Annotated in this window: 18 protein-coding genes; 11 read left to right on the forward strand and 7 right to left on the reverse strand. The window is 58.2% G+C overall.

The features are described 5' to 3' along the window. Positions 1 to 67: 67 nt before the first annotated feature. Positions 68 to 313 (reverse strand): regulatory protein YcgZ, encoded by a 246-nt coding sequence (gene ycgZ / locus L2I46_RS25450; RefSeq protein ID WP_023288894.1) that lies wholly within the window; start codon positions 311 to 313, stop codon positions 68 to 70. A gap of 327 nt (positions 314 to 640) precedes the next feature. Here ycgZ and L2I46_RS25455 point away from each other — a divergent pair, with 327 nt between their 5' ends. Beyond that, entirely contained in the window at positions 641 to 1,852 is a 1,212-nt protein-coding gene (locus tag L2I46_RS25455) for a diguanylate phosphodiesterase (protein ID WP_032455180.1), read from the forward strand. Between the two features lie 154 nt (positions 1,853 to 2,006). Beyond that, the gene (locus tag L2I46_RS25460; protein ID WP_023288896.1) at positions 2,007 to 2,741 is read left to right on the forward strand and encodes a MerR family transcriptional regulator; all 735 of its coding nucleotides are present in this window, start codon (positions 2,007 to 2,009) and stop codon (positions 2,739 to 2,741) included. A gap of 41 nt (positions 2,742 to 2,782) precedes the next feature. Here L2I46_RS25460 and L2I46_RS25465 read toward each other — a convergent pair whose 3' ends face one another. Continuing rightward, a complete protein-coding gene (locus tag L2I46_RS25465) occupies positions 2,783 to 3,337 on the reverse strand; it encodes a helix-turn-helix transcriptional regulator (protein WP_085550608.1) in 555 nt (184 codons plus the stop codon). A gap of 82 nt (positions 3,338 to 3,419) precedes the next feature. Next, positions 3,420 to 3,632 (reverse strand): biofilm development regulator YmgB/AriR family protein, encoded by a 213-nt coding sequence (locus tag L2I46_RS25470; protein ID WP_023288897.1) that lies wholly within the window; start codon positions 3,630 to 3,632, stop codon positions 3,420 to 3,422. A gap of 732 nt (positions 3,633 to 4,364) precedes the next feature. On the opposite strand from L2I46_RS25470, the gene L2I46_RS25475 reads away from it, so the two are divergent. Next, on the forward strand, positions 4,365 to 4,871 hold the full coding sequence (locus tag L2I46_RS25475) for a hypothetical protein (protein WP_085550609.1): 507 nt from the start codon (positions 4,365 to 4,367) through the stop codon (positions 4,869 to 4,871). A 16-nt stretch (positions 4,872 to 4,887) separates the two neighbouring features. On the opposite strand, the gene L2I46_RS25480 is transcribed toward L2I46_RS25475, so the two are convergent. Genes L2I46_RS25480 through L2I46_RS25490 form a run of 3 tightly spaced genes read right to left on the reverse strand, consistent with a single transcriptional unit; the run spans position 4,888 to position 10,001 of the window. Then, complete coding sequence (locus L2I46_RS25480; protein ID WP_072421334.1) at positions 4,888 to 5,811, reverse strand: acyltransferase; 924 nt, start codon at positions 5,809 to 5,811, stop codon at positions 4,888 to 4,890. A gap of 38 nt (positions 5,812 to 5,849) precedes the next feature. Further along, the gene (locus L2I46_RS25485) at positions 5,850 to 8,915 is read right to left on the reverse strand and encodes an efflux RND transporter permease subunit (protein WP_032455183.1); all 3,066 of its coding nucleotides are present in this window, start codon (positions 8,913 to 8,915) and stop codon (positions 5,850 to 5,852) included. Then, positions 8,916 to 10,001, reverse strand: coding sequence for an efflux RND transporter periplasmic adaptor subunit (locus L2I46_RS25490; RefSeq protein WP_023288901.1), 1,086 nt, complete (start codon positions 9,999 to 10,001; stop codon positions 8,916 to 8,918). It abuts the gene before it with no gap. 534 nt (positions 10,002 to 10,535) lie between these two features. Here L2I46_RS25490 and L2I46_RS25495 point away from each other — a divergent pair. Together L2I46_RS25495 and L2I46_RS25500 are read left to right on the forward strand one after the other, a co-directional pair. Further along, entirely contained in the window at positions 10,536 to 10,967 is a 432-nt protein-coding gene (locus L2I46_RS25495; protein WP_117132629.1) for a universal stress protein, read from the forward strand. 51 nt (positions 10,968 to 11,018) lie between these two features. Then, entirely contained in the window at positions 11,019 to 13,706 is a 2,688-nt protein-coding gene (locus L2I46_RS25500) for a cation-transporting P-type ATPase (protein ID WP_236948310.1), read from the forward strand. Positions 13,707 to 13,783: 77 nt separating this feature from the next. Here the strand turns inward: L2I46_RS25500 and L2I46_RS25505 are convergent, their stop codons facing one another. Further along, a complete protein-coding gene (locus L2I46_RS25505; protein ID WP_032455186.1) occupies positions 13,784 to 15,067 on the reverse strand; it encodes a putative acyl-CoA thioester hydrolase in 1,284 nt (427 codons plus the stop codon). A gap of 214 nt (positions 15,068 to 15,281) precedes the next feature. On the opposite strand from L2I46_RS25505, the gene hutI reads away from it, so the two are divergent. From hutI to L2I46_RS25535, 6 genes are all read left to right on the forward strand, one after another. Further along, entirely contained in the window at positions 15,282 to 16,541 is a 1,260-nt protein-coding gene (hutI, locus tag L2I46_RS25510) for an imidazolonepropionase (RefSeq protein ID WP_236948311.1), read from the forward strand. After that, a complete protein-coding gene (hutG, locus tag L2I46_RS25515; protein ID WP_117128527.1) occupies positions 16,538 to 17,494 on the forward strand; it encodes a formimidoylglutamase in 957 nt (318 codons plus the stop codon). The genes hutI and hutG overlap by 4 nt, the downstream gene beginning before the upstream one ends. A 57-nt stretch (positions 17,495 to 17,551) precedes the next feature. Next, entirely contained in the window at positions 17,552 to 18,277 is a 726-nt protein-coding gene (locus L2I46_RS25520; protein WP_023288907.1) for a histidine utilization repressor, read from the forward strand. Between the two features lie 142 nt (positions 18,278 to 18,419). Further along, positions 18,420 to 20,108 (forward strand): urocanate hydratase, encoded by a 1,689-nt coding sequence (gene hutU / locus L2I46_RS25525; RefSeq protein ID WP_236948312.1) that lies wholly within the window; start codon positions 18,420 to 18,422, stop codon positions 20,106 to 20,108. After that, complete coding sequence (gene hutH / locus L2I46_RS25530) at positions 20,105 to 21,640, forward strand: histidine ammonia-lyase (protein WP_121936237.1); 1,536 nt, start codon at positions 20,105 to 20,107, stop codon at positions 21,638 to 21,640. Before hutU ends, hutH begins: the two co-directional genes overlap by 4 nt. A 98-nt stretch (positions 21,641 to 21,738) precedes the next feature. Then, positions 21,739 to 23,121: an amino acid permease gene (locus L2I46_RS25535; protein WP_023288910.1), complete on the forward strand. Its 1,383-nt coding sequence runs from the start codon at positions 21,739 to 21,741 to the stop codon at positions 23,119 to 23,121. Positions 23,122 to 23,662: the final 541 nt, after the last annotated feature.

Genomic DNA, 23,662 nt, shown 5'->3' on the forward strand with positions numbered 1-23,662 from the left:
CAGCAGGTTTATGGAAGCGATCGCCCCTCATCTGCTACTGCGGCGCAACAGGCGACGATCGATGACGTTATTCCTGATCGGCAAACAGCAGACCAATTAAGGTCTGATAGTGACTCTCTTCCTCGGGGGCACGGGCCCGGTCGAGTCGGCTCAACAGTTTAGTGCACAGCGCCTTGCGGTTGAGATGACGCCCTTCGTTGAGAATATCCATCACAATCTGACCCAGCGTTTCCTGCTGGGAAGGTAACGATGCTTTGTTGAAATACTGGGCAATTGCGTTCGCTGTATCTGGAATGTAACCATTCTGCTGCATATCTGCTCCTTACATTTCATTCATCTGTTAACTGCCATTAAACTTATACAATAATTGTTAACCTGTACACACAAAGTTGCACAATAATGATCCAGGCATGGTTAACTTATTGATTTTTAATAATTTATTTTTATGTGTTTTGTGCGGTTCTGGCTTGTAAAGGTAGGGTTTAACGGTGCACGTTGTACAAGAAAAGAAAAATGAAAAAGCCTTGCACAAAAAAGGGATTTTTAGTGTATCTTTTTTGTTAAGACAAAACGTAGTTTTACAAGACGATTAGCCTGATAACTGCTACTGTGAATGCTTACCCTCCCATCTGGAATCACTATGCTAACCACCATCATTTATCGCAGCCATATTTGCGACAATGTCTCATTCAAATCGATCGAGGCCATGGTTGCCAGGGCAAACGAAAGAAATGGGCAGGCGGACGTCACCGGTATTTTACTTTTTAACGGGACGCATTTTTTTCAACTCATTGAGGGACCTGAAGAAAAGGTTCAGGATATTTATCAGCATATTTGCCGGGATCCCCGCCATTATAACCTGGTGGAGCTTCTGTGCGATTATGCGCCGTCCCGCCGTTTCGGCAAGGTCGGCATGGAACTGTTTGATTTACGGGAACATGATCGCGAGGAGGTGCTGCAGGCGGTGATGGACCGCGGGACCACAAAATATCAGCTCACCTATGATGACCGGGCACTGCAATTTTTCCGCACCTTTGTCGAATCAACGGAAAAAGCGAACTATTTTGAGATTCCTTCCGCTGACAGCTGGGTATTTATCCCCGATCAGAATACTTTCTATCCTGATACGCCGATAATTGATAATAAGGAAAGCTGGTCCTTTGCCTTCCAGCCGATTGTCGACCCTTTCGCTTGCGAAATTATTTCGTGGGAAGCGCTGTTACGCACACCGGACGGCCAGTCGCCTGGCGCCTATTTTGCCGGGCTTTCCGGGGACGATATTTATCTCGCCGATCTGCACAGTAAACGCGTCGCGCTGTCGCTGGCCGGGCAATTAGGCTTACGTAATAAGGCGTTAAGTATTAATTTACTGCCGATGACGCTGGTTAAAGCGCCGAACGCGGTGGGTTTCCTGCTCGATCAAATTCAGCGTAATGATCTTATTCCTGAACAGATTATTGTCGAGTTTACCGAACGGGAAGTGATTTCACGGATGGATGATTTTACCGATGCGGTGCGAAAGCTAAAAGGGGCGGGTATCAATCTTGCCATCGATCACTTCGGCGCCGGGTTTGCCGGGCTGTCGCTGCTGGCGCAATACCAGCCCGACAGAATTAAAATCGACCATGAGCTGATCCGCAATATCCACCAGGATGGACCGCGCCAGTCAATTGTACAGGCGATTATCAAATGCTGTTTTTCGCTGGAGATTGCGGTCTCTGCCGTCGGCGTTGAGCGTGCTGAAGAGTGGATGTGGCTGGAATCAGCCGGTATTTCGCAGTTTCAGGGGAATTTGTTCGCCAGCGCGCGCCTGGGGGGCTTACCCGCCGTCGCCTGGCCGGAAAAAAAATAATCCACCGCGAAATCAGCCAACTATTTTTTCATCTTTTTCCCAAGCGCTGTGAGCCACAACCTGTTATCTTTATCTGTACAAGAAAATAGAGTTGTACAGGATGCATGAATTCGTTAGTTTAGGTATTAAAGTATCAGGTTGATGTGAGGCTGCTATGGCGTTTTACAGTATCGGTGAAGTCGCCGAACGTTGCGGAATCAATCCGGTCACACTGCGCGCCTGGCAGCGTCGTTACGGTCTACTGAAACCGCAGCGTAGCGAAGGCGGGCATCGGCAATTTGATGAAGAAGATATCCTGCGCATTGAAGAGATCAAGCGCTGGATCGAGCGCGGCGTATCCGTCGGGAAAGTCAAAGCGCTGCTGGAGGGTAACCTGCCGGCGGCGCGCGACGAATCCGCGCATCTTCAGGAAGAGATGATGTCCATTCTGCGTTATATGCAGCCCGCCAGAATCCGTGCCAAATTACTGGCGCTAAGCCATCAACACCCCGTCGACACGCTCATCGACAGCCTGTTAGTGCCGGTACGTCAGCGTCTGAAGCTCGATCAGAATACCTCTCTGGTGATTAGTAGTTTGCTGGATGGTCTGCTGATTGACTGCGTGGCGCTGTTTCTCGCCGAAGCGCGTAAAAAGAACGGCAGGGAGACGCTGCTGGTGGGCTGGAGCAATGAGGACAGGACGCGTCTGTGGCTGGAGGCATGGCGTCTTTCCCAGCGCGGCTGGCACGTCAACGTCCTCGCCGAACCGCTGGAGTCGCCGCGGCCCGAGCTGTTCCCCGGGCAGCATATCTTCGTCTGGACCGGACGCGCCGCCACCCCTCTCCAGGAAGAGCTGCTCAGCCACTGGCAGGAGCAGGGCTTCAGCATCCATTTTCACGGTAATAATTAATCGCCCCGATCCGCAAAGCAGACCGGGGCTAACGCGCCGGGTTACAGGTGGATCTGGCTCCAGGATTTAAAGGTTTCGCTGCGGCTGATATTAAAAAAATCGGTCCTACCGCTACAGCCGAGCTTTTTAATCAGATTCAGCCGGATCTGATAAATGGTTTTAATATGCAGATTCAGCGACCGGCCAATGCTGGCGACCGCTTCGCCATTGCTGATAAGTTGAATTACTTTCTTTTCCCGCTCGGTAAACTGCACCGAGGCGCCCGGCGCCGGGTGGGTTTTATAGTAGCGGGTTGGCTGGTGCAGAAATATCTTTAACTCTTCCGGCGTTGAATTGGCCGGTAAGCGCAGCATAGGCAGTTCACTAAGAAAATTAAGATCATTGCCTTCGGTTAACAAAATAAATAACGTATCCCGACGATTATAGTTGTGCTGCAGTACCGCGAAATAATTGTCGCTGGTAAAGAAAACATGTTTTTTACGAAAGTAAGATGCCGGCAGACTATTCAGGAACAGCGACATCCCATAGAGAAGAAAACGATTATCAAACCACAGATCGTAATGTTCAGTACGATAGCAGGTATTATGGTGTGACATTTTATTTGCCTCAGTTAGCCGATAGAGACCCAGGCGTGCCGGCGCCGCAGGCTTAAGTCTGCTGCCAGCTCCGCGAGTTTAATTAATGATGAGGTTTGCTGTACAGCATATCCAGCGCCTGCAAATAGAGGTCGGAGAGTATTTCATTACTTTCCGTTTGCAGGCGATGCTGAATTTCCGTAATCATCCGCTCATTATTTATCGTTCTGTGCTGCTTAATGAGCGTATTTTCAATATTCTTCATCAGGGCCGAATTGAAGACAAACTCTGCTGGAATGGTATTTTTAATATGCATAGCTCGAACTCTCCCACGTATAACGCAAACTGACAATAAAAGTCGCTACGTACCATTGGTACGCGCCAAGTCACGAACAGGAAATGCAAAACCAGGAACCACCGCCTGACTTGCCGCGCCACCGTTAAACATCCCCGCTTCGTTGCGCAACAAGCAGTTAACACTCCAAACTATAGACGGTGATCCCACTATGTACAACTTTTTTCAGAAGTATATGTACAACGGAACGGCTTATTTTTAATGTGTGTTTTTACTTATTGATTTTAAAGGATTTGAATAGCTGCATAACTTGTACATTAAAGCCGGTTTGTGCAGGTTCCACTTGTAAAACTAGCGGGAAGAGGCTGACGACAGGCGTGAGCTCAATGGGAAGGTGTTGTGCTGGCTGGCGTGTTGGATGAAATCGCGCCGACGCAGGAAGGGGTACACAGCAACTCTGTCGTCGACAGGTGGCTTTCTTCCGCGTCGGACGCTGATCATAGCGGATATCAGGTGAGGTTTTGTCTGTTTTTTGCACAATCAGGTAAAGAGCAACACATCGGCCATTTCGTTAACGCTTCGGTCGGTTTGTTGGCGGATAAGGCGTGTGCTACGCTTTTTACTAGCGATGCGATGGTTCGGCATCGTTATCTTTCCCCCATTTCCCTGTCGGGTCTTTTACCCCTGTCACGACCGGTAAATACGGCAAAGGCAGTCTGTCTATGGACAGGCGTAGAGGTGTGAGGAGGGGAAATGCGCGGTAAAAGCGTGATGCTCCTGGCCGGGTTAGCGACTCTCGCGCAGGCGAAAGAGATTAACCTCTATTCGGTGAATACCGGTTCCTATGTTTACCATCTGACCAATAATCACGGTCAATATACTGAGAATTTCGAGAACCACTTTTTCTCGGTGGAGCGGAAATTCTCTGCCGACTCGAAATACAGCCTGCTGATTGGCACCATGAATAACAGTTTCGACGATCGCTGTCTGGCGCTGGGGGTGAGAAGAGACTGGTACCACAACGGCAGCGGGTGGACCTTCAAAGGCGTTTACGGCTATACCGGCGAATTCTTCTTCGACGCCTTCGAGCATTGCGGCGATCATGGCTCCTATAAAGATTTTAAGGACGCCACCGGGATCGGCTTTTCACCCTATATCTACCATGCTATCCAGTACAACTTTACCGACTATTTCGCCCTTGAGAGCGGCATTATTATTCCCAGCGTGTTTGTGATCAGCATCCAGTGGAGCTTCCGCTAAGTTGCCGCGTCGTTTGTTACAGGGTTATCACCTTCCTGAGCAGCGTGCTGGAGAGCGCGGCGAGGGAAATGAGCACCGACAGGACAAACGTTAGGACAATCACTCCCAGCTTGGTGGCTAACGAGTGAATAGGGATCAGCATCACCAGCAGGTGAAAAACGGAGTAGTGCAGGATATAGACCCCGGTCATCGCTTTGCTAACCGTCGCCAGCACGGCCTCCTTCAGTTCGCGGTTCTTTTTAAACTGTACGGCGTTAGCGGCGATCACCAGCAGGACGATCAGAATATAAATCTGCGACCCCGTGAGAATGAACGCATTGCGATCGGCTTTAAACAGCGCGAAGAAAAAGTGGCGTTCATAAAACCAGGTAAATAAATAGACAAAGGGCAGGGCGATAATGGCGGCTTTAATCACCCGCGGGTCGCGTATCCACTCCGTGACCCGCGGATCGTTAAATAACTGCCCGGTTAAATAAAAAAGTAGCCACGTCCACAGACGATACTGCGGCGCCAGGCTGAAAAGATGTCTTTCCGGGTAGAGCACCGAGAGCAGATCGTAACCATAAGAGCAGCACAGTAGCGTCAGGACCACGGTGAAAAACAGACCGCGCCGCTGGCTGAGCCAGGCAATCAGGGGATGGAAGGTATAGATGACAATCAGGGCGAAAATAAACCAGGGCTGGATCAGGTAGCCGCGCTGGTAAGGCTCCCAGACATAATAGACCGTCACCCAAAACAGAAAGACGATCACCACGCTTTTAATTTTGCCAATTTGCCAGTTGGCGTCGTGTCGCGTTTGCGCATCAAGATAGCCGGCCACCACAAAAAACAGCGGCGTGGCGATGGTCGAGACAAAGGTCAGCAGCCCGAGGATCCAGTGATAGTCATAATCAAAGCGATCCCAGGTGTTATAGATGGTGAAAAAAGTCACCGCTGTCATACAACCGAGTGTCTTAATAATGCTCAGACCGGTACTGTTCATCGTTGAGGCGTCATATCCTTATGGTGAAAGCAGGCGTAAATCACCGGCAGAACCAGCAACGTTAGCACGGTGGCGAAGGCCAGACCGAACATAATCACCACTGCCATACTCTGGAAAAAAACATCGCGCAGCAGCGGGGCAAGGCCAAGCACGGTGGTGAAGGCGGTCAGCAGGATCGGCCGCAGACGAGATGTTGCCGCATCAATGATCGCTTGTCGTTGATCTTTCTCCTGTTTTTGTTGCTCTATCTCTTCCACCAGCACAATGCCGTTGCGGATCAGCATGCCGCTGAGGCTGAGAAGGCCGATTAAGGCCATAAAGCCGAAGGGGATGCCGGTCAGCAAAAAGCCGGGCGTGACGCCGATCAGCGCCAGCGGGACGGTCAGCCAGATGGCGACGGCGTTTTTCAGCGAACTGAACATCAGCACCGTAATGATAAACATCACCAGATAGCCAAGCGGCAAGGTCGTGAACAGCCCTTGCTGTGCTTCACTTGAGTTCTCGGCATCGCCGCCCCATTCGATGCGGTAGCCATGCGGCAGCGTCAATGCGTCAATGCGCGGTTTCACCCGGGCGAGAATATCACCCGAGGTTTGGCCGCTTTGCGGGCTGGGATCGGTCTGGACCGTCAGCACCCGGGTGCGATCCCGGCGGAGAATCAAGGGATCTTCCCACTCCAGGGAGAAGCCATGGATGACGTTACTCAACGGGATATACTGCTGGCGGCTCTGGCTCCAGACCAGCACGTTATGCAGATGGTTGGCATCCTGTCGCTCCGCTGCCGGCGGCCGGACGATCACTGGCAGCAGATCGGCGCCCTCGCGATATAACCCGGCGCGACTGCCGGAGAAATTCATCTCCAGCGCGTTATCAATGTCCTGTTTATCCACCCCCAGTTCGCGCCCCAGCGCTAGGGAGTACTGCGGGCGGATCACCTTGCTGCGGTTCTGCCAGTCGTTACGCACGCTGTCGGTCGCCGGATCCTCAGCGAGAATATCGCTCACCTGACTGGCCAGCGCGCGCAGCGTATCCGGGTCAGGGCCCTTAATGCGCACTTCAATCGCGCTATCGCCGGAGGGGCCGAACATAATGCGTTTGGTGCTGGCGTTCACCTGCGGGTAGTTTCTGGCGATCCAGGTTTCGACGTGGCGGGTGACGGGGGCGATGCCGCGCTGGTCGTCCATCCGCACCATAATCTGCGCGTAGTTGCTGTACTGCCGCTGACCGCTGTAGGTAAGAATAAAACGCATACTGCCCTGGCCAATGGTGGCGACGGTGGTGACCACCCCCGGCTGGCCGGCGATCGACCGCTCAATATCGCGGGTCATCTGCTCGGTGGCGTTAATATCGGTACCGTAGGGCAGCCACAGGTCGACAAAGAAAATGGGCGTATTCGATGACGGAAAGAAATTCTGTCGCACGAAGGTGAAGCCCCAGATCGCCGCGGCCAGCAGGGCGCCCATCAGCACCAGGGTCAGGGTCTTTTGCTGCAGCAGTATTCGCAGCGTCTGCTGATAGCCACGGTAAAAGCGGCCGCGGTAGGGATCGGCTTTTTCCTCCGGCGCGGCGGCCGGCGGGGCGTGTTTAAACAACCACCACTTAATGAGCACCGGAGTGATGGTCAGGGCGGAGAACCAGCTGAGCATCAGGGAGATCAGCAGCACCTGGAACAGGGATTTGCAATACTCTCCGGTGGAGTCCTGCGAGAGGCCAATCGGCGCGAAGGCGAGGATGGCGATGACCGTGGCGCCGAGCAGCGGCAGGGCGGAGCGGCGGATCACATAGTTAATGGCGCCCAGCAGCGGCGATCCTTGCTGGCGGGCGATAAGCACCCCTTCGACAATGACAATGGCATTATCCACCAGCATACTCAGGGCGATGATCAGCGCCCCGAGGGAGATCCGCTGTAACTCGATCCCCCAGACAAACATGATAAGCAGGGTGCCGAGGACGTTGAGCGCCAGCGACAGGGCGATAATGATCCCGCTGCGTACTCCCATGAACACCAGCAGCACGCCGACCACGATCGCCAGGGCCATCAGGAAGTTGGTAATAAAGCCATTGACCGAGTGGGCGACCTCAGCCGCCTGATCGTAAAAAATGGCGATATCGATACCCGCCGGTTTGTCGACGGCCATCTGCTGGAGGCGGGCTTCAAGGGCGTGCCCGACGTCAATGACGTTGACGCCAGGAATAAAAGAGACCCCCATGGTCACCGCCTGGCGGCCGTTGGCATGATAAATACTGGACGGCGAGTCAGTCAGCCCGCGCGACAGCGTGGCAATATCCCGCAGTCGAGTGGTGGCGCTGGCGCCGTGAGGGCTGACCAGCAGATCCCCCAGTTCATCGATGCTTTGAAACTCCCCGGTGGGGTGTAGGCGGATCGATTCGCTGCCAACGCGGATCTCTCCGGCGCTGGACACCACGTTGAGCCGGGTCAGGATAGCGGCGAGCTGGTTGAGCGTGATCCCGCGCGCCGCCATTTTCGCCAGCGAGATATCAACATTGATCTGTTGCGGAATGACGCCGCCGATAGCGACTTTACCGACGCCAGGAACCAGCACCAGCTCCCGACGCAGCTGTTCGGCATAGCGCACCAGCTCGGGGTTGGTAAAACTGTCGCCCGAGATAGCGAAGAAAAAGCCAAACACATCGCCAAAGTCATCGTTGACGAAGGGGGTCACTACGCCAGGGGGGAAAAGTCGGCTGGCGTCACCGACGCGGCGACGTAGCTCATCCCAGATTTGCGGCAGCTCGCTGGAATGGTACTGCGAAGCGATATTCACCGTAATTTGCGATAAGCCATTTGAGGAGATGGAGCTGACGTTATCCAGTGAGGGAAGCTGCTGAATCGCGTTTTCCAGCGGCAGGGTCACCTCCTCCTCCACCTGTTGAGCGGACGCGCCCGGGTAGTGGGTCACGATCACCGCCGTTTTGATGGTGAAGGCAGGATCTTCCAGACGGCCGATATTGAGCAGGGCGAACAGACCACCCACCCCCAGCAGCAGAATGGCTAACCAGACGCGGGTCGGGTTATTAATAAACTGACGGGAAATGTCCATTTATAATCCTCGTTCACGCGTCCAGATCCGCACCGGCTGCCCGGCATGCAGCTCGCTCACGCCCGCCGCGACCACCTCTTCACCCGCGCGGAGACCGTCGGTGATGGCCACTCCCTGCGAGGTCACCTCGCCGACCGTGACCTTGCGCTCCTCAAGAAACCGATGCGCGTTGTCGCCTTTCACCACCCAGACGACCGGTTCATTCTTCGGCCGGTTATCCGGGTTAAACACCGCCTCTACCGGCACCATGAGCGTTTCCCTTCCGGCGCTGGCCGGTAAATTGCCGAGATTGACCGTCACGGTGCCGCTGACCCCGCCGACGGTGGGAAAATCATCCGGCCGCGGCATGGTTAAAATGATCTGCCAGGTAAGGGTGCTGTTGTCGCTGCTGCCGGTATGCTCTTTGTATTCCGCCGTAAATTCGCGGCCCGGCAGGGTATTGATCCTGACGACGGGGCGGTAGGCGGTATTGCGGATATCCAGGGAGGTGAACAGATTTTCGGGAATGCTGAAGACCACATCCAGCAGGTCGGTACGCGTCAGGGTGATCACCGGTTGGCCGGCGGCGACCACCTGATGGTTGCGGATATGCACGCCGGCGGCAATCCCGCCGAAGGGCGCGGTGAGGCTCATTTGCGCCAGCTCTTCACGGGCGATTTTTAAGGCCGCGTTGGCGGCATCGCGATTGGCGCGCTGCACGTCCATCTCCGCCTGGGAAATCGCCTGACGTCCCGCCAGGGTCTGGAAGCGATCAAACTGACGCTGGGCGAGGGTGGCCGCCGTTTGTCGCTCATTGACCCGCTGTTGGGCCTCGCGGGCATTCAGGCGCGCCAGCGTTTGCCCCTGGGCGATGGTCGCCCCCTGGCGAATATCCAGCGATTCCACCTGGCCCCCCCGCTTAAACGACAGCTCGGTGGAGTCGCCAGACTCGATACGTGCCGGAAACGTTCGCTGCTGGGTATTGCCCACGGCGGTCACCTGCGCCACCTTGACCATGCGCGGGGCGGACTCGACGGACGGCGATTTCTGATCGCAAGCGGTTGTAAATAAAATAACAACCGGGATGAGAGAAAAATAACGGTTCACAGTATTCCCCTCAGATTCAGGATTTATTTTACATTTTTATTACGCGGCGCACGCTTATTCGGCGAGGGCGGCGACAACCAGATAGGTGAATAGTCCCACCAGCGTGCAGGCGACAATGGCCAGCGCGACAAATAATCCCAGACGTAACAGGCTATAACCAAACATGATTTTCTCCCTTTACTCCCACCCGAACCGCGAATGTCATTTAATTCGGCCCCCACGGTGACCACCGGACATTCGGAGCGGCACTCCTGCTTGTAATCAGCATAGTCGGAGAAAAGGTGAAGTGTTAAAAAAGAGCATACCGCGAGTGGCAGCGGCACTGTTGGGGAAAACGCAGGAGATCTGCAGGGAATATATGGTTTTTATAATATTTTTCAGTCTATTAATCCGTCATTTTCTAATGTTAATTTTCCTGTGCTACGTTTAATAACATCTATTCCGCTCGCCGCTTCTGTTGTTGAGATTTCGTTCCTCCCCAAGTATGGGGTTATTCATCACTACGCATTGTATTGGTAATAAAAGGATTATCTCATGTATAAAAATATCGTTGTTCCCGTTGACGTGTTTGATGCAGGCCTGGCCGACAAAGCCCTTTCTCATGCGAAATTCCTCGCCCAGCATTCTTCCGGGCAAATTCATCTTGTCCATGTCATTCCGGCATTCTCTCCGGTGTTAACGCGCGGATTTATCTCTGATGCCAGAAAGATGGAAGACCATTTGATTAATACCGCTAAGGAAAAACTGACTGAGCTGGTCAAAAAAAATGGCCTTGCGGAAGACGCCAGCCATCTTTATGTGCGCAGTGGCAATGTTCGCGATCAAGTGATTGCTCTGGCCGATGAGCTACAAGCGAACGTGGTGATTGTCGGTTCGCGCAATCCGGGGATTCAGACTCACCTGCTGGGCTCGGAAGCGGCCAATATCGTGCGCTATGCCCATGTACCGGTTTTCGTTGTGCGCTGATGACGGCGGGATGTCGTCCTGACTTCCGCTTCAGAAATCGAGGGAGAGAGTATGAATACAGATAAACCGGGGGCGCCCTATTATCAGCGCTCCGTCGAGGAGACGCTCGCCAGCGTACAGAGTTCGCCGGACGGGATTAGCGGAACAGAGGCGGCCACGCGCCTGCAGCAGTATGGCGAAAACGCCCTGCCGCAGAAGCCGGGTAAACCCGCCTGGCTGCGTTTTATTGTGCATTTTAACGATGTGCTGATCTACGTCCTGCTGGCGGCGGCGCTGCTGAAGGCGGTAATGGGCCACTGGATCGACATGTCAGTGATCCTCGCGGTGGCGGTAGTCAATGCGCTGATCGGCTTCATTCAGGAGAGTAATGCGGAAAAATCGCTGCAGAGTATCCGCAATATGCTGTCCAGCGAGGCGGTGGTGATCCGACAGGGTAACCATGAAACCATCCCCACCACCTCGCTGGTACCCGGCGATATCGTGGTGATCCGCGCCGGCGACCGTATCCCCGCCGATTTACGGGTGATTGAGGCGCACAACCTGCGGGTGGAAGAGGCGATCCTCACCGGCGAGTCGACGGTGGTGGAAAAAACCACCGAGCCGCTAAGCGGCGATTTACCGCTTGGCGATCGCAGCAACCTGTTGTTTTCCGGGACCACCGTCAGCTCAGGGGCGGGGAAAGGGATCGTGGTGGCCACCGGCGGCGATACCGAGCTGGGCCACATCAACCAAATGATGGCGGGCATTGAGAAGCACCGCACGCCGCTGCTGGTGCAGATGGACAAGCTGGGCAAAGCCATCTTCATCCTGATTCTGGTGATGATGGCGGCGCTGTTCGTCTTTAGCCTGCTGTTCCGTGATATGCCGGTCTCCGAACTGATGCTGTCGTTGATTAGCCTCGCGGTGGCGTCGGTCCCCGAAGGGTTGCCGGCGATTATCTCGATTATTCTGTCGCTCGGCGTGCAGGCGATGGCCCGCCAGAAAGCGATTATCCGCAAGCTGCCGACGGTAGAAACCCTCGGCGCGATGACCGTTATCTGTTCGGATAAAACCGGGACCCTGACCATGAACGAAATGACGGTGAAGGCGGTGATCACCGCGGACAGCGTCTATCGGGTGGAAGGGGACAGCTATGAGCCGGTCGGTAAAATCCATGCTATCGACGACCCGACGCCGGTTGCGGTGGCGCCAGGATCGCTTCTTGAGCGCTATCTGCGCACCATCGATCTGTGTAACGACAGCCAGCTTATCAAAGAGGAAAGCGGGCTGTGGAAAATCACCGGCGGCCCCACCGAGGGGGCATTGAAGGTGCTGGCGGCGAAGATAACCCTGCCGCCGCAGCCCAGCGAGTTGCGCAGTAAAATTCCTTTTGATTCGCAATATAAATACATGTCGACGCTTTACCGGCTGGGCGAAGAGGAGGTGGTGCTGGTCACCGGCGCGCCGGATGTTCTGTTCCGCCTGTGCCAGTATCAGCAGAGCGACAGCGGGTTGCAGCCGCTGGATCTCCCGTACTGGGAAAGCAAAATTGAAGAGTACGCCCGGGAGGGGCTGCGAATGGTGGCCGCGGCCTGGAAGCCGGCTGCCGCAGGCCAGACCGAGCTGACCCATCAGGATCTACAGCAGGGGGTCATTTTATTAGGGGTTGCCGGGATGATGGATCCGCCGCGTCCGGAAGCGATCACGGCGATTGCCGACTGCCTGCAGGCCGGGATCCGCGTGAAGATGATCACCGGAGACCACCCGCAAACGGCGATGAGCATCGGCAAAATGCTGGGGATTGGCAATGCGGGGAACGCCATTACCGGGCGCGAGCTGGAGGTGATGGACGACGCGCAGCTGAGCGTGGCCGCGCAGCAGTACGATATCTTCGCCCGCACCAGCCCGGAAGATAAGTTCCGTCTGGTGCAGGCTCTACAGAGCAAGAAAGAGATTGTCGGCATGACCGGAGACGGGGTGAACGATGCCCCGGCGCTGAAGCAGGCTGACGTCGGCGTGGCGATGGGGATCAAGGGGACCGAGGTGACCAAGGAAGCCGCCGATATGGTGCTGACCGATGACAACTTCGCCACCATCGCCAGCGCGGTCCGCGAGGGGCGCCGGGTGTATGACAACCTGAAAAAAACCATTCTTTTTGTCATGCCGACCAACCTTGCGCAGGGGTTACTGATCGTGATCGCGCTGCTGGCGGGCAACGTACTGCCGCTGACGCCGGTGCTGATCCTGTGGATGAACATGGCCACCTCCGCCACGCTGTCGTTTGGTCTGGCGTTTGAAGCCGGTGAGAAAAATATTATGCGACGGTCGCCGCGCGACCCGAAACTGCACGTGATGGACGGCTTTGCCATCTGGCGCGTGGCGTTTGTGGGGTCGATGATTGCGGTCAGCGCTTTTATTCTCGAAGCCTGGCTGCAGCCGCGCGGCTATTCGCCGGAGTTTATCCGTACCGTGCTGTTGCAGACTCTGGTCACCGCCCAGTGGTTCTATATGCTGAACTGCCGCGTGTCGGATGGTTTCTCGTTGACCAAAGGTCTGCTGGCTAACAAAGGGATCTGGATCGTCAGCGGCGTGCTGCTGGTGCTGCAGCTGCTGATTATCTATGCGCCGTTTATGCAGTTGCTGTTCGGCACCACCGGGCTGCCGTTCCGCTACTGGGTGATCACCTTTATCATCGGCTTCGCCATGTTCCTGATTGTGGAGCTGGAAAAACCGCTGACCCGCAAATGGCGAACCGCCTGACGGCGTGAAGCGTTGAACGAAAAAGGAAAGAGGGGGCATCGCCCCCTCTTTTTATTGTGCTGTGCCGGTATCGCGGTTTATTGTTTCGGCTCGGCGACCACGCTGCTTCCCACGCCGCGGTTGTTATATTCCCACATACGGTTGAAGCCGTTGTCGTTGAGGTTGCGCTGCAGATTGCCTTTGTCATCCGCGCTGCCGGTGTTGCCGCTGAACGGACGGCCGGAGCCTACCGCCGCCGCCCACGGCTGGGCGATGTTAAAGCCTTCATTGATGGCGCTGTCGCGGATCACGACCTGGCCGTTGCTGTTGCCGTCAACGTCCAGCGCGCGGCCGAGTTGCGCGACGTTATCCCCGGAGGCGGTGAAGCGGCTGTTGGTCGCCAGGAAGCCGTAGGTCACGCTCTTCAGGGTGGCCGGCGCGAAGACGTAGGCTTCTTTCTGAGTACGCGAGTTCACCACGCGGAAGTCGGTGTTATCAAACACCACGGCGCCGCGGCCAGAAACGATATCCACGTCGCCTTCAATATAGCTGTTCGTCACCAGGGTGCGGGTCTGACGGTTGTCCTGCAGACGGTTCTGCACGCCGCTGTTGGTCACGAAGAAGGTGTTCTGGCGGCCAAGAATGTTCACTTTATCGATCTGCACCTGGTCACCATCGCTGCGCAGGGCAACGGCCTGGTGGGTGCCGGCATCGACGCTGTCGCCCAGGTTGTTGGCGATGGTCAGGTTCTGCAGCTGCAGGCCGTTATTCTGCGACCAGAAGACCGCGGAGCACATCACGCCGACGGTGGCGGTGGATTTGCTCTGGCAGCTGTCGAACATATACCACGCTGGTTTGCCCGGCATGTATTTGCCACCCGGATTGACCAGACGACGCCAGGTGTTGCGATCCATTTCGGAATCAATGGCTTCGCTGATCTTCACGTCGATCGGTTTATCGCCGGTACCATACAGGGTCAGGGCGCCCGGCGCCGCCGGAACGTAGACGGTGCCCGGGTATTCGCCCGGCATGATGGCGATAAACAGACGACGGTTAGAGTGGCGGGCAATCGCCGCATCCACCGCCGCCTGGACGGTGGTATGCGTCACGCCCTGGGTTCCCGCCGGGCCGACGATAAAGTCAGGCTGCGCCGGCAGGCTGATGGCGGACGGCGTCCAGGCCGCGGCATTGGGGGTCAGCGACTGGAAATAGGCCGCCTGGGTAAAGTTTTTCGCTTCATCGGCGTTCAGAATGGGACGCGCGGTGGTGCCCGGTGCAGTCTGCGTTGAGGGCTGTTGATCGGCAGGCGTCGAGCTACAGGCGGACAGCGTCACGCCGAAGGCCAGCGCCAGCGCCAGACGGGAAACGGAATATGTGTTCATGTTGCTCCGGGCAAAATTAAGCGTAGTGAAATACCCCGGCTGAGACGCCAGGGTATAAGTCCTTTAAAACCTGCTGTTTTATACTAACTTGAACGAAACGGGAAGACGTGGGCTGAAAAACTTACCTTCTTTACGCAATACGCCGCGTCGCCGGACGGTCTCCAGTCACAAATAAATAACATTTACTCGCGCTTTTGTTGACATTCCCGGCGTTATGAAAATAAATGTCTATACAACCCATGACAAGTTAAGCGCTATGACTGAAGCCACCTCCGAACGCGTTATCTGGCGAAACGCCCGTCTCGCCACCCTGAACCCTGATGCTTCCCAACCGTACGGTCTGCTGGAGCGCCACGCGCTGCTGGTGCGCGACGGTCGCATTGCGGCAATCGTCCCCGAAGATGACCTCCCCAGCGGGCGCAGGATCGATCTCGAAGGCCGGCTGGTCACGCCGGGATTAATCGACTGCCATACCCACCTGATCTTCGGCGGCAGCCGGGCGCAGGAGTGGGAGCAGCGGCTGAACGGCGTCTCCTATCAGACCATCAGCGCCAGCGGCGGGGGGATTAATGCCACCGTGCGCGCCACCCGCGACAGCAGCGAAGCCGAATTACTGGCGCTGGCGCAGCCGCGTCTGGCCCGCCTTCTGCGTGAAGGGGTGACCACCCTGGAGATCAAATCCGGCTACGGTCTCGATCTGCAAAACGAACGCAAAATGCTGCGGGTCGCCCGCCAGCTGGCGCGTGATAACGCGGTGGAACTCTCGGCGACGCTGCTCTCCGCCCACGCCACGCCGCCGGAATATCAAGGCGACGCCGACGGCTATATTACGCTGGTCTGCGACACTATCCTGCCGACGCTGTGGCGGGAGGGACTGTTTGAAAGCGTTGACGTCTTCTGCGAAAACGTCGGCTTCAGCCCGCAGCAAACCGAGCGGGTGTTTCAGGCGGCGCAGGCGTTGGGCATTCCGGTTAAAGGTCACGTTGAGCAGCTCTCCTCGCTGGGCGGCGCCCAGCTGGTGAGCCGTTATCACGGACTGTCCGCCGACCATATTGAATATCTGACGGAAGAGGGGGTGGCGGCGATGCGCGAAAGCGGCACCGTGGCGGCCCTGCTGCCCGGCGCGTTTTACTTCCTCAATGAAACCCGCAAACCGCCGGTGGAACTGCTGCGCAAGTACCAGGTGCCGATGGCGGTGGCGACCGATTTCAACCCCGGCACCAGCCCCTTCGCCAGCCTGCATCTGGCGATGAATATGGCCTGCGTCAAGTTTGGTTTAACGCCGGAAGAGGCGTGGGCCGGCGTGACGCGCCATGCCGCGCGGGCGCTGGGGCGGCAGAACAGCCACGGTCAGCTGGCGGCGGGCTTTGTGGCGAACTTTGCCATCTGGGATGCCGAGCATCCGGTCGAGATGGTGTATGAGCCGGGGCGCAGTCCGCTCTGGGGACGCGTGGTACAAGGAGAATTGCAATGATGCTGTGGCAAGCTACGCCCGCCAACCTTTGGCAGGGGCGCGATGATAGTGCGGAAGCGCCGAATGCGCTGCGCCTGTTTCAGACCATCCCCCGCGCGGAACGCTTCGCGCCGCAGGCGCTGCCCGGCGATATCGCGCTGCTTGGCTTCGCCTGTGACGAAGGCGTCCGGCGCAACAAAGGGCGTACCGGAGCGGCTGACGGCCCGGCGACCCTACGCCGGGCGCTGGCCAATATGGCCAGCCATCAGGGCCACGACCGCTGCGTGGATATGGGCACGATTAGCGTCGATGGCGACCAGCTGGAAGCCGCGCATCAGGCGCTGCGCGAGGCGGTGACCGCCTGCCAGCGCGCCGGGAAACGCACGCTGGTTCTGGGCGGCGGCCACGAGACCGCCTTCGGTCATGGCGCGGGGGTACTGGATGCCTTCCCGGGCGAAAAAGTGGGCATTATTAATCTCGATGCGCATCTTGATCTGCGCATTGCCGAGCGCGCCAGCTCCGGGACGCCGTTTCGCCAGCTGGCGCTGGAGTGTGACGCGCAGCAGCGCGCTTTTCACTATACCTGCATCGGCGTCAGTCGGGCGGCCAACACCCAGGCGCTCTGGGAGGAAGCGGCGCGACGCGAGGTGGCTATCGTGGAGGATCTCCAGGTGCTGGAGGCCTTCGAAACCCGGGTGCTGGCGGAGCTTGAGCGCAACATCGCGCAGTACGATCGTCTGTATCTGACCATCGATCTCGACGTGCTCCCGGCGCGGGAAATGCCGGCGGTGTCGGCCCCGGCGGCGCTGGGCGTGCCGCTGGCGACCCTGCTGCGCATCGTTGAGCCGCTGTGCCGCAGCGGTAAGCTGCAGGCGGTGGATCTGGTGGAGTTCAACCCGCAGTTTGACATTGACGGTCAGGGCGCCCGCGCGGCCGCCCGTCTGGCATGGCAAATCGTCCATTGGTGGCAGTAGCCATTCCGGTATATTCTGGGTGTTTCGCCGCCCATTTTGCAAAAGGAAAGCCAGGCTATGTTTTCACAGCAACCCCGTTCCGCGCCCGCGCCTTTTTATGAGAAGGTGAAGCAGGCTATCGGTGAAAAAATTCACAGCGGCGTCTGGCGACCGCATGACCGTATCCCTTCCGAAGCGGAGCTGGTGGCCCAGTTCGGCTTCAGCCGGATGACCATCAACCGCGCGCTGCGCGAGCTAACGGATGAAGGCCTGCTGGTCAGGTTGCAAGGGGTGGGGACCTTTGTCGCCGAGCCGAAAGGGCAGTCGGCGCTGTTTGAGGTGCGCAGCATTGCCGAAGAAATTATTGCCCGTCACCATCAGCACCGCTGCGAGGTGCTGCTGCTGGAGGAGACCCGGGCGGATCATATTCAGGCGGCGGCGCTCAGCGTAGCGGAAGGCACCCGCATCTTTCACTCGCTGATGGTGCATTACGAAAACGAGGTGCCGGTGCAAATCGAAGATCGCTGCGTCAATGCCGCGGTGGTGCCGGACTATCTCCAGCAGGATTATACCGCCACCACGCCCCATGATTATCTGTCGCTGATCGCCCCGTTAACAGAAGGTGAACATATTGTTGAAGCGGTGCAGGCCACGGCGGAAGAGTGCGCGCTGCTGCATATTCACGCCCACGATCCCTGCCTGCTGATCCGCCGCCGCACCTGGTCGACAACCCACATCGTCTCCCACGCGCGCCTGCTGTTCCCCGGTAGCCGCTATCGTCTGCAGGGCCGCTTTGGCTCCTGATCCACGCTGGCGTCAGCAAAACGTGATTGCTGACGCAATATAACAAAATTGTATCATTTCTGTTAAATCCTGGCTTGCGCATGCTTGTATAGACAAGTATATGTATCTACGTAAACAACGTTCATTGTCAGGAGAAACCCCGATGTCGCAAAGCAAATATCGCCAGCAGGACGTCCGTGCGCCAAGAGGCACGACGCTGATCGCGAAGAGCTGGTTGACCGAAGCCCCGCTGCGTATGTTAATGAATAACCTCGATCCCGATGTCGCCGAAAACCCGCACGAGCTGGTGGTCTATGGCGGTATTGGTCGCGCAGCGCGCAACTGGGAATGCTATGACGCTATCGTGAAGGCGCTGAAGAACCTGGAAAGCGACGAGACCCTGCTGGTCCAGTCCGGCAAGCCAGTGGGCGTTTTCAAAACCCATGAACACTCGCCGCGCGTGCTGATCGCTAACTCCAACCTGGTGCCGCACTGGGCGACCTGGGAACACTTTAACGAGCTGGATGCCAAAGGGCTGGCGATGTACGGCCAGATGACCGCCGGCAGCTGGATCTACATTGGCAGCCAGGGCATCGTCCAGGGCACCTACGAAACCTTCGTCGAAGCCGGTCGCCAGCACTATCAGGGCAGCCTGAAAGGCCGCTGGGTGCTAACCGCCGGGCTGGGCGGCATGGGCGGCGCGCAGCCGCTGGCCGCGACGCTGGCCGGCGCCTGCTCGCTGAATATTGAATGCCAGCAGAGCCGCATCGATTTCCGTCTGCGCACCCGCTACGTGGACGAACAAGCCACTTCTCTGGATGACGCCCTGGCGCGTATCAAGAAATACACCGCCGAAGGCCGGGCTATCTCCATCGCGCTGTGCGGCAACGCCGCGGAGATCGTGCCGGAGCTGGTGAAACGCGGCGTGCGCCCGGATATGGTCACCGACCAGACCAGCGCCCACGACCCGCTGCACGGCTATCTGCCGAAAGGCTGGAGCTGGGAAGCGTATCAGCAGAAAGCCGAATCCGATCCGCAGGGCACCATTCTGGCGGCGAAACGCTCGATGGCCGACCACGTGCAGGCGATGCTGGCCTTCCATGAGATGGGAGTGCCGACTTTCGACTACGGTAACAACATTCGCCAGATGGCTCAGGAAGTGGGCGTCAGCAATGCCTTCGATTTCCCGGGCTTCGTGCCGGCCTATATCCGCCCGCTGTTCTGCCGCGGTATCGGTCCGTTCCGCTGGGTAGCGCTCTCCGGCGATCCGCAGGATATCTACAAGACTGACGCGAAAGTGAAAGAGATCATCAAGGATGATAAGCATCTGCACCATTGGCTGGATATGGCGCGCGAGCGCATCAGCTTCCAGGGACTGCCGGCGCGTATCTGCTGGGTCGGTCTGGAATGGCGGCAGAAGCTGGGCCTGGCGTTTAACGAAATGGTGCGCAGCGGCGAAGTCTCCGCGCCGATCGTGATTGGCCGCGATCATCTTGACTCCGGCTCCGTCGCCAGCCCGAACCGCGAAACCGAAGCGATGCGCGACGGCTCTGACGCGGTCTCTGACTGGCCGCTGCTGAATGCGCTGCTCAACACCGCCAGCGGCGCGACCTGGGTGTCGCTGCACCACGGCGGCGGGGTAGGCATGGGCTTCTCGCAACACTCCGGGATGGTTATCGTCTGCGATGGCACCGATGAAGCGGCAGCGCGTATCGCCCGCGTCCTGCACAACGACCCGGCCACCGGCGTGATGCGTCATGCCGACGCGGGGTACGAGATTGCCATTGAATGCGCGGCCGAACAGGGTCTGAATCTTCCGATGGTGGCGGCAACGCAGGGGAACGCGAAATGAAATCTTTAACTCTGATCCCGGGTCAACTCAGCCTGTTGCAGCTCCGCGACATCTACAGCCACCCGGTGAATATTGCCCTCGACAGCGGCGCGTTTGCCGCCATTGACGAGAGCGTGGCCTGCGTCAACGCTATCCTTGCCGAAGGGCGGACCGCCTACGGCATCAACACCGGTTTTGGCCTGCTGGCGCAGACCCGTATCTCGACGGAAGATCTGGAGAACCTGCAGCGTTCGCTGGTGCTGTCCCATGCGGCGGGCGTAGGCGAGCCGCTGGACGATGACCTGGCGCGCCTGATTATGGTGCTGAAGATTAACAGTCTGTCCCGCGGATTCTCCGGGATCCGCCTGAGCGTGATCCAGGCGCTGATTGGCCTGGTGAATGCCGGCGTGACGCCGTGGATCCCGGCGAAAGGCTCCGTCGGCGCCTCCGGCGACCTCGCGCCGCTGGCCCATATGTCGCTGACCCTGCTTGGCGAAGGTAAAGCGCGGGTACGCGGCGGCGACTGGCTGCCGGCCACCGAAGCGCTGCGTCAGGCGGGGCTGGAGCCGATTACCCTGGCGGCGAAAGAGGGGCTGGCGCTGCTCAACGGCACCCAGGCGTCGACCGCTTTTGCCCTGCGCGGTCTGTTCGAAGCCGAAGATTTGTTCGCCTCCGCGGTCGTCTGCGGGGCGTTAACCACCGAAGCGGCGCTGGGCTCCCGTCGTCCGTTTGATGCGCGCATCCATGAAGTGCGCGGCCAGCGCGGGCAGATTGACGCGGCGGCGCTGTATCGCCATCTGCTGACCGACGACAGCGCGATCTCGCTGTCGCACCATAACTGCAGCAAGGTGCAGGACCCGTACTCCCTGCGCTGTCAGCCGCAGGTGATGGGCGCCTGCCTGACCCAGATCCGCCAGGCGGCTGAGGTGCTGCTGGCCGAAGCCAACGCGGTGTCCGATAACCCGCTGGTCTTCGCCGCCGAGAATGACGTGATCTCCGGCGGTAACTTCCACGCCGAGCCGGTGGCGATGGCGGCGGATAATATCGCGCTGGCGATTGCCGAAATCGGCTCGCTCTCCGAGCGTCGCATCGCGTTGATGATGGACAGCCATATGTCGCAGCTGCCGCCGTTCCTCGTCAAAAACGGCGGGGTGAACTCCGGGTTTATGATTGCCCAGGTCACGGCGGCGGCGCTGGCCAGTGAAAACAAAGCGCTGTCGCACCCGCACAGCGTCGACAGTCTGCCGACCTCCGCCAACCAGGAAGACCACGTCTCGATGGCGCCGGCGGCCGGTCGCCGCCTGTGGGCGATGGCCGAGAACACCCGCGGCGTACTGGCCGTCGAGTGGCTGGCGGCGGCGCAGGGGCTGGATATGCGCGAAGGGCTGACCACCAGCCCGCTGCTGGAAGAGGCGCGCCATCTGCTGCGCGAACGCGTCCCTCACTATACGCAGGATCGCTACTTCGCCCCGGATATCGATAATGCCATTGCGCTTCTGGCGGCCCGTCACCTGACGCGTCTGCTGCCTGCCGTACTGCCAGGCCTGCACTAATCACCGTTGTTCTCTGTACCCGCGTCGGGGGAAATCATTCCCCCGACCGCCCTACATCGCATATTTGTCGTCAAATAAAAAAACCAGGACACCTGTATATGCAACAACAACACAAGCCACATCTGCTGCGCGGGCTCAATGCCCGACACATTCGATTTATTGCGCTCGGCTCCGCGATCGGCACCGGGCTGTTCTATGGCTCGGCTTCCGCCATCAAGGCGGCGGGCCCGGCGGTGCTGCTGGCCTATTTGATTGGCGGCGCGGCGGTGTTTATCGTCATGCGCGCGCTGGGCGAGATGGCGGTGCGCAACCCGGTTTCCGGCTCCTTCGGCAGCTATGCCCGCCAGTATCTCGGCCCGCTGGCCGGGTTTATTACCGGCTGGACCTACACTTTTGAAATGGTAATCGTCGCCCTGGCCGACGTGACCGCCTTCGGCATCTATATGGGATTGTGGTATCCCGATGTCCCGCGCTGGATCTGGATCCTCAGCATCATCTTCTTTATCGGCGCCATGAACCTGTGCAACGTGCGGGTGTTCGGCGAGATGGAGTTCTGGCTGTCGCTGGTGAAGGTGGTGGCGATTATCGCCATGATGCTGGCGGGGGCGGGGATCATCTTCTTTGGCTTCGGCCATAGCTTCCCGGCCACCGGGCTGGAAAATCTCTGGAGCCACGGCGGCTTTGCCCCTAACGGCTGGCAGGGCGTTATCGCTTCGCTTGGCATCGTGATGTTCGCCTTCGGCGGGGTGGAGATTATCGGCGTCACCGCCGCGGAAGCGAAGGATCCGAAGAAGGTCATCCCGCAGGCCATCAATACCATTCCGCTGCGCATTATCCTGTTCTACGTCTGCACCCTGGCGGTGCTGATGGCGATTTTCCCGTGGAACAGCTTTGGCGAGCAGGGGAGTCCGTTTGTGCTGATTTTCGACGGTCTGGGGATCCCGGCGGCGGCGACAATCCTTAACATCATCGTGATTAGCGCCAGCATCTCGGCGATTAACAGCGATATCTTCGGCGCCGGACGCATGATGTATGGCATGTCGAAGGAGGGGCTGGCGCCGAAAAGCTTCCAGCGCATCGCCAGCAACGGCGTACCCTGGATGACGGTGGTGGTCATGGGCGGCGCGCTGCTGGCGGCGGTGGTGCTGAACTATCTGATCCCCGAGCAGGTATTTGTGCTGATTGCTTCGCTGGCGGCATTCGCCACGGTGTGGGTATGGCTGATGATCCTGCTGTCCCATTTCGCCATGCGCCGTAGTTTGTCTGCCGAAGAGCGCAGCCAGATTGCCTTCCCCGTTCCGTTCTGGCCGGTGGCGCCGCTGTTAACGCTGCTGTTTATGGGGCTGGTCATCGCTGTGCTGGGGATGTTTGCCGAGACGCGGATGGCGCTGATCGCCGGCCTGGTCTGGCTCGGGCTGCTGACGGTGGTGTGGTACGCGCGGGTGCGTAAAACCGCGCTGCAGGTTGTCACTGAGCAGTAAATCAGATCTCCCCGGCGGCGCTGCGCTTGCCGGGGCGACGAGGTGTTGGCCTGGGAGAGGACCCTCCAGGCCGGGTAAGGCGCAGCCGCCACCCGGCACAAAATCGGCTCTGTGCCTGCTGTCATCGCCCGGTGGCGCTGCGCTTGCCGGGTCTGCGAGGTGTTGGCCTGGGAGAGGACCCTGTAGGCCGGGTCAGGCGCAGCCGCCACCCGGCACAAAATCGGCTCTGTGCCTGCTGTCATCGCCCGGTGGCGCGGCGCTTGCCGGGCCTACGAGGTATGAGCCTGTGAGAGGACCCCGTAGGCCGGGTCAGGCGCCAGCCGCCACCCGGCATAAAACGGCTCTGTGCCTGCTGTCATCGCCCGGTGGCGCTGCGCTTACCGGGCCTACGAGGTATGAGCCTGTGAGAGGACCCCGTAGGCCGGGTCAGGCGCAGCCGCCACCCGGCAAAATAACGGCACAAGCGGAAATGTCCTTGTTCGCACTGCGCCTGGCAGGGCTACAACTTCTATGTTAATTCCGGGCAGATTGCGCTCCCGGT

The sequence above is a fragment of the Klebsiella sp. 2019SCSN059 genome (genome assembly GCF_021739525.1).
Lineage (GTDB): Bacteria > Pseudomonadota > Gammaproteobacteria > Enterobacterales > Enterobacteriaceae > Klebsiella > Klebsiella quasipneumoniae.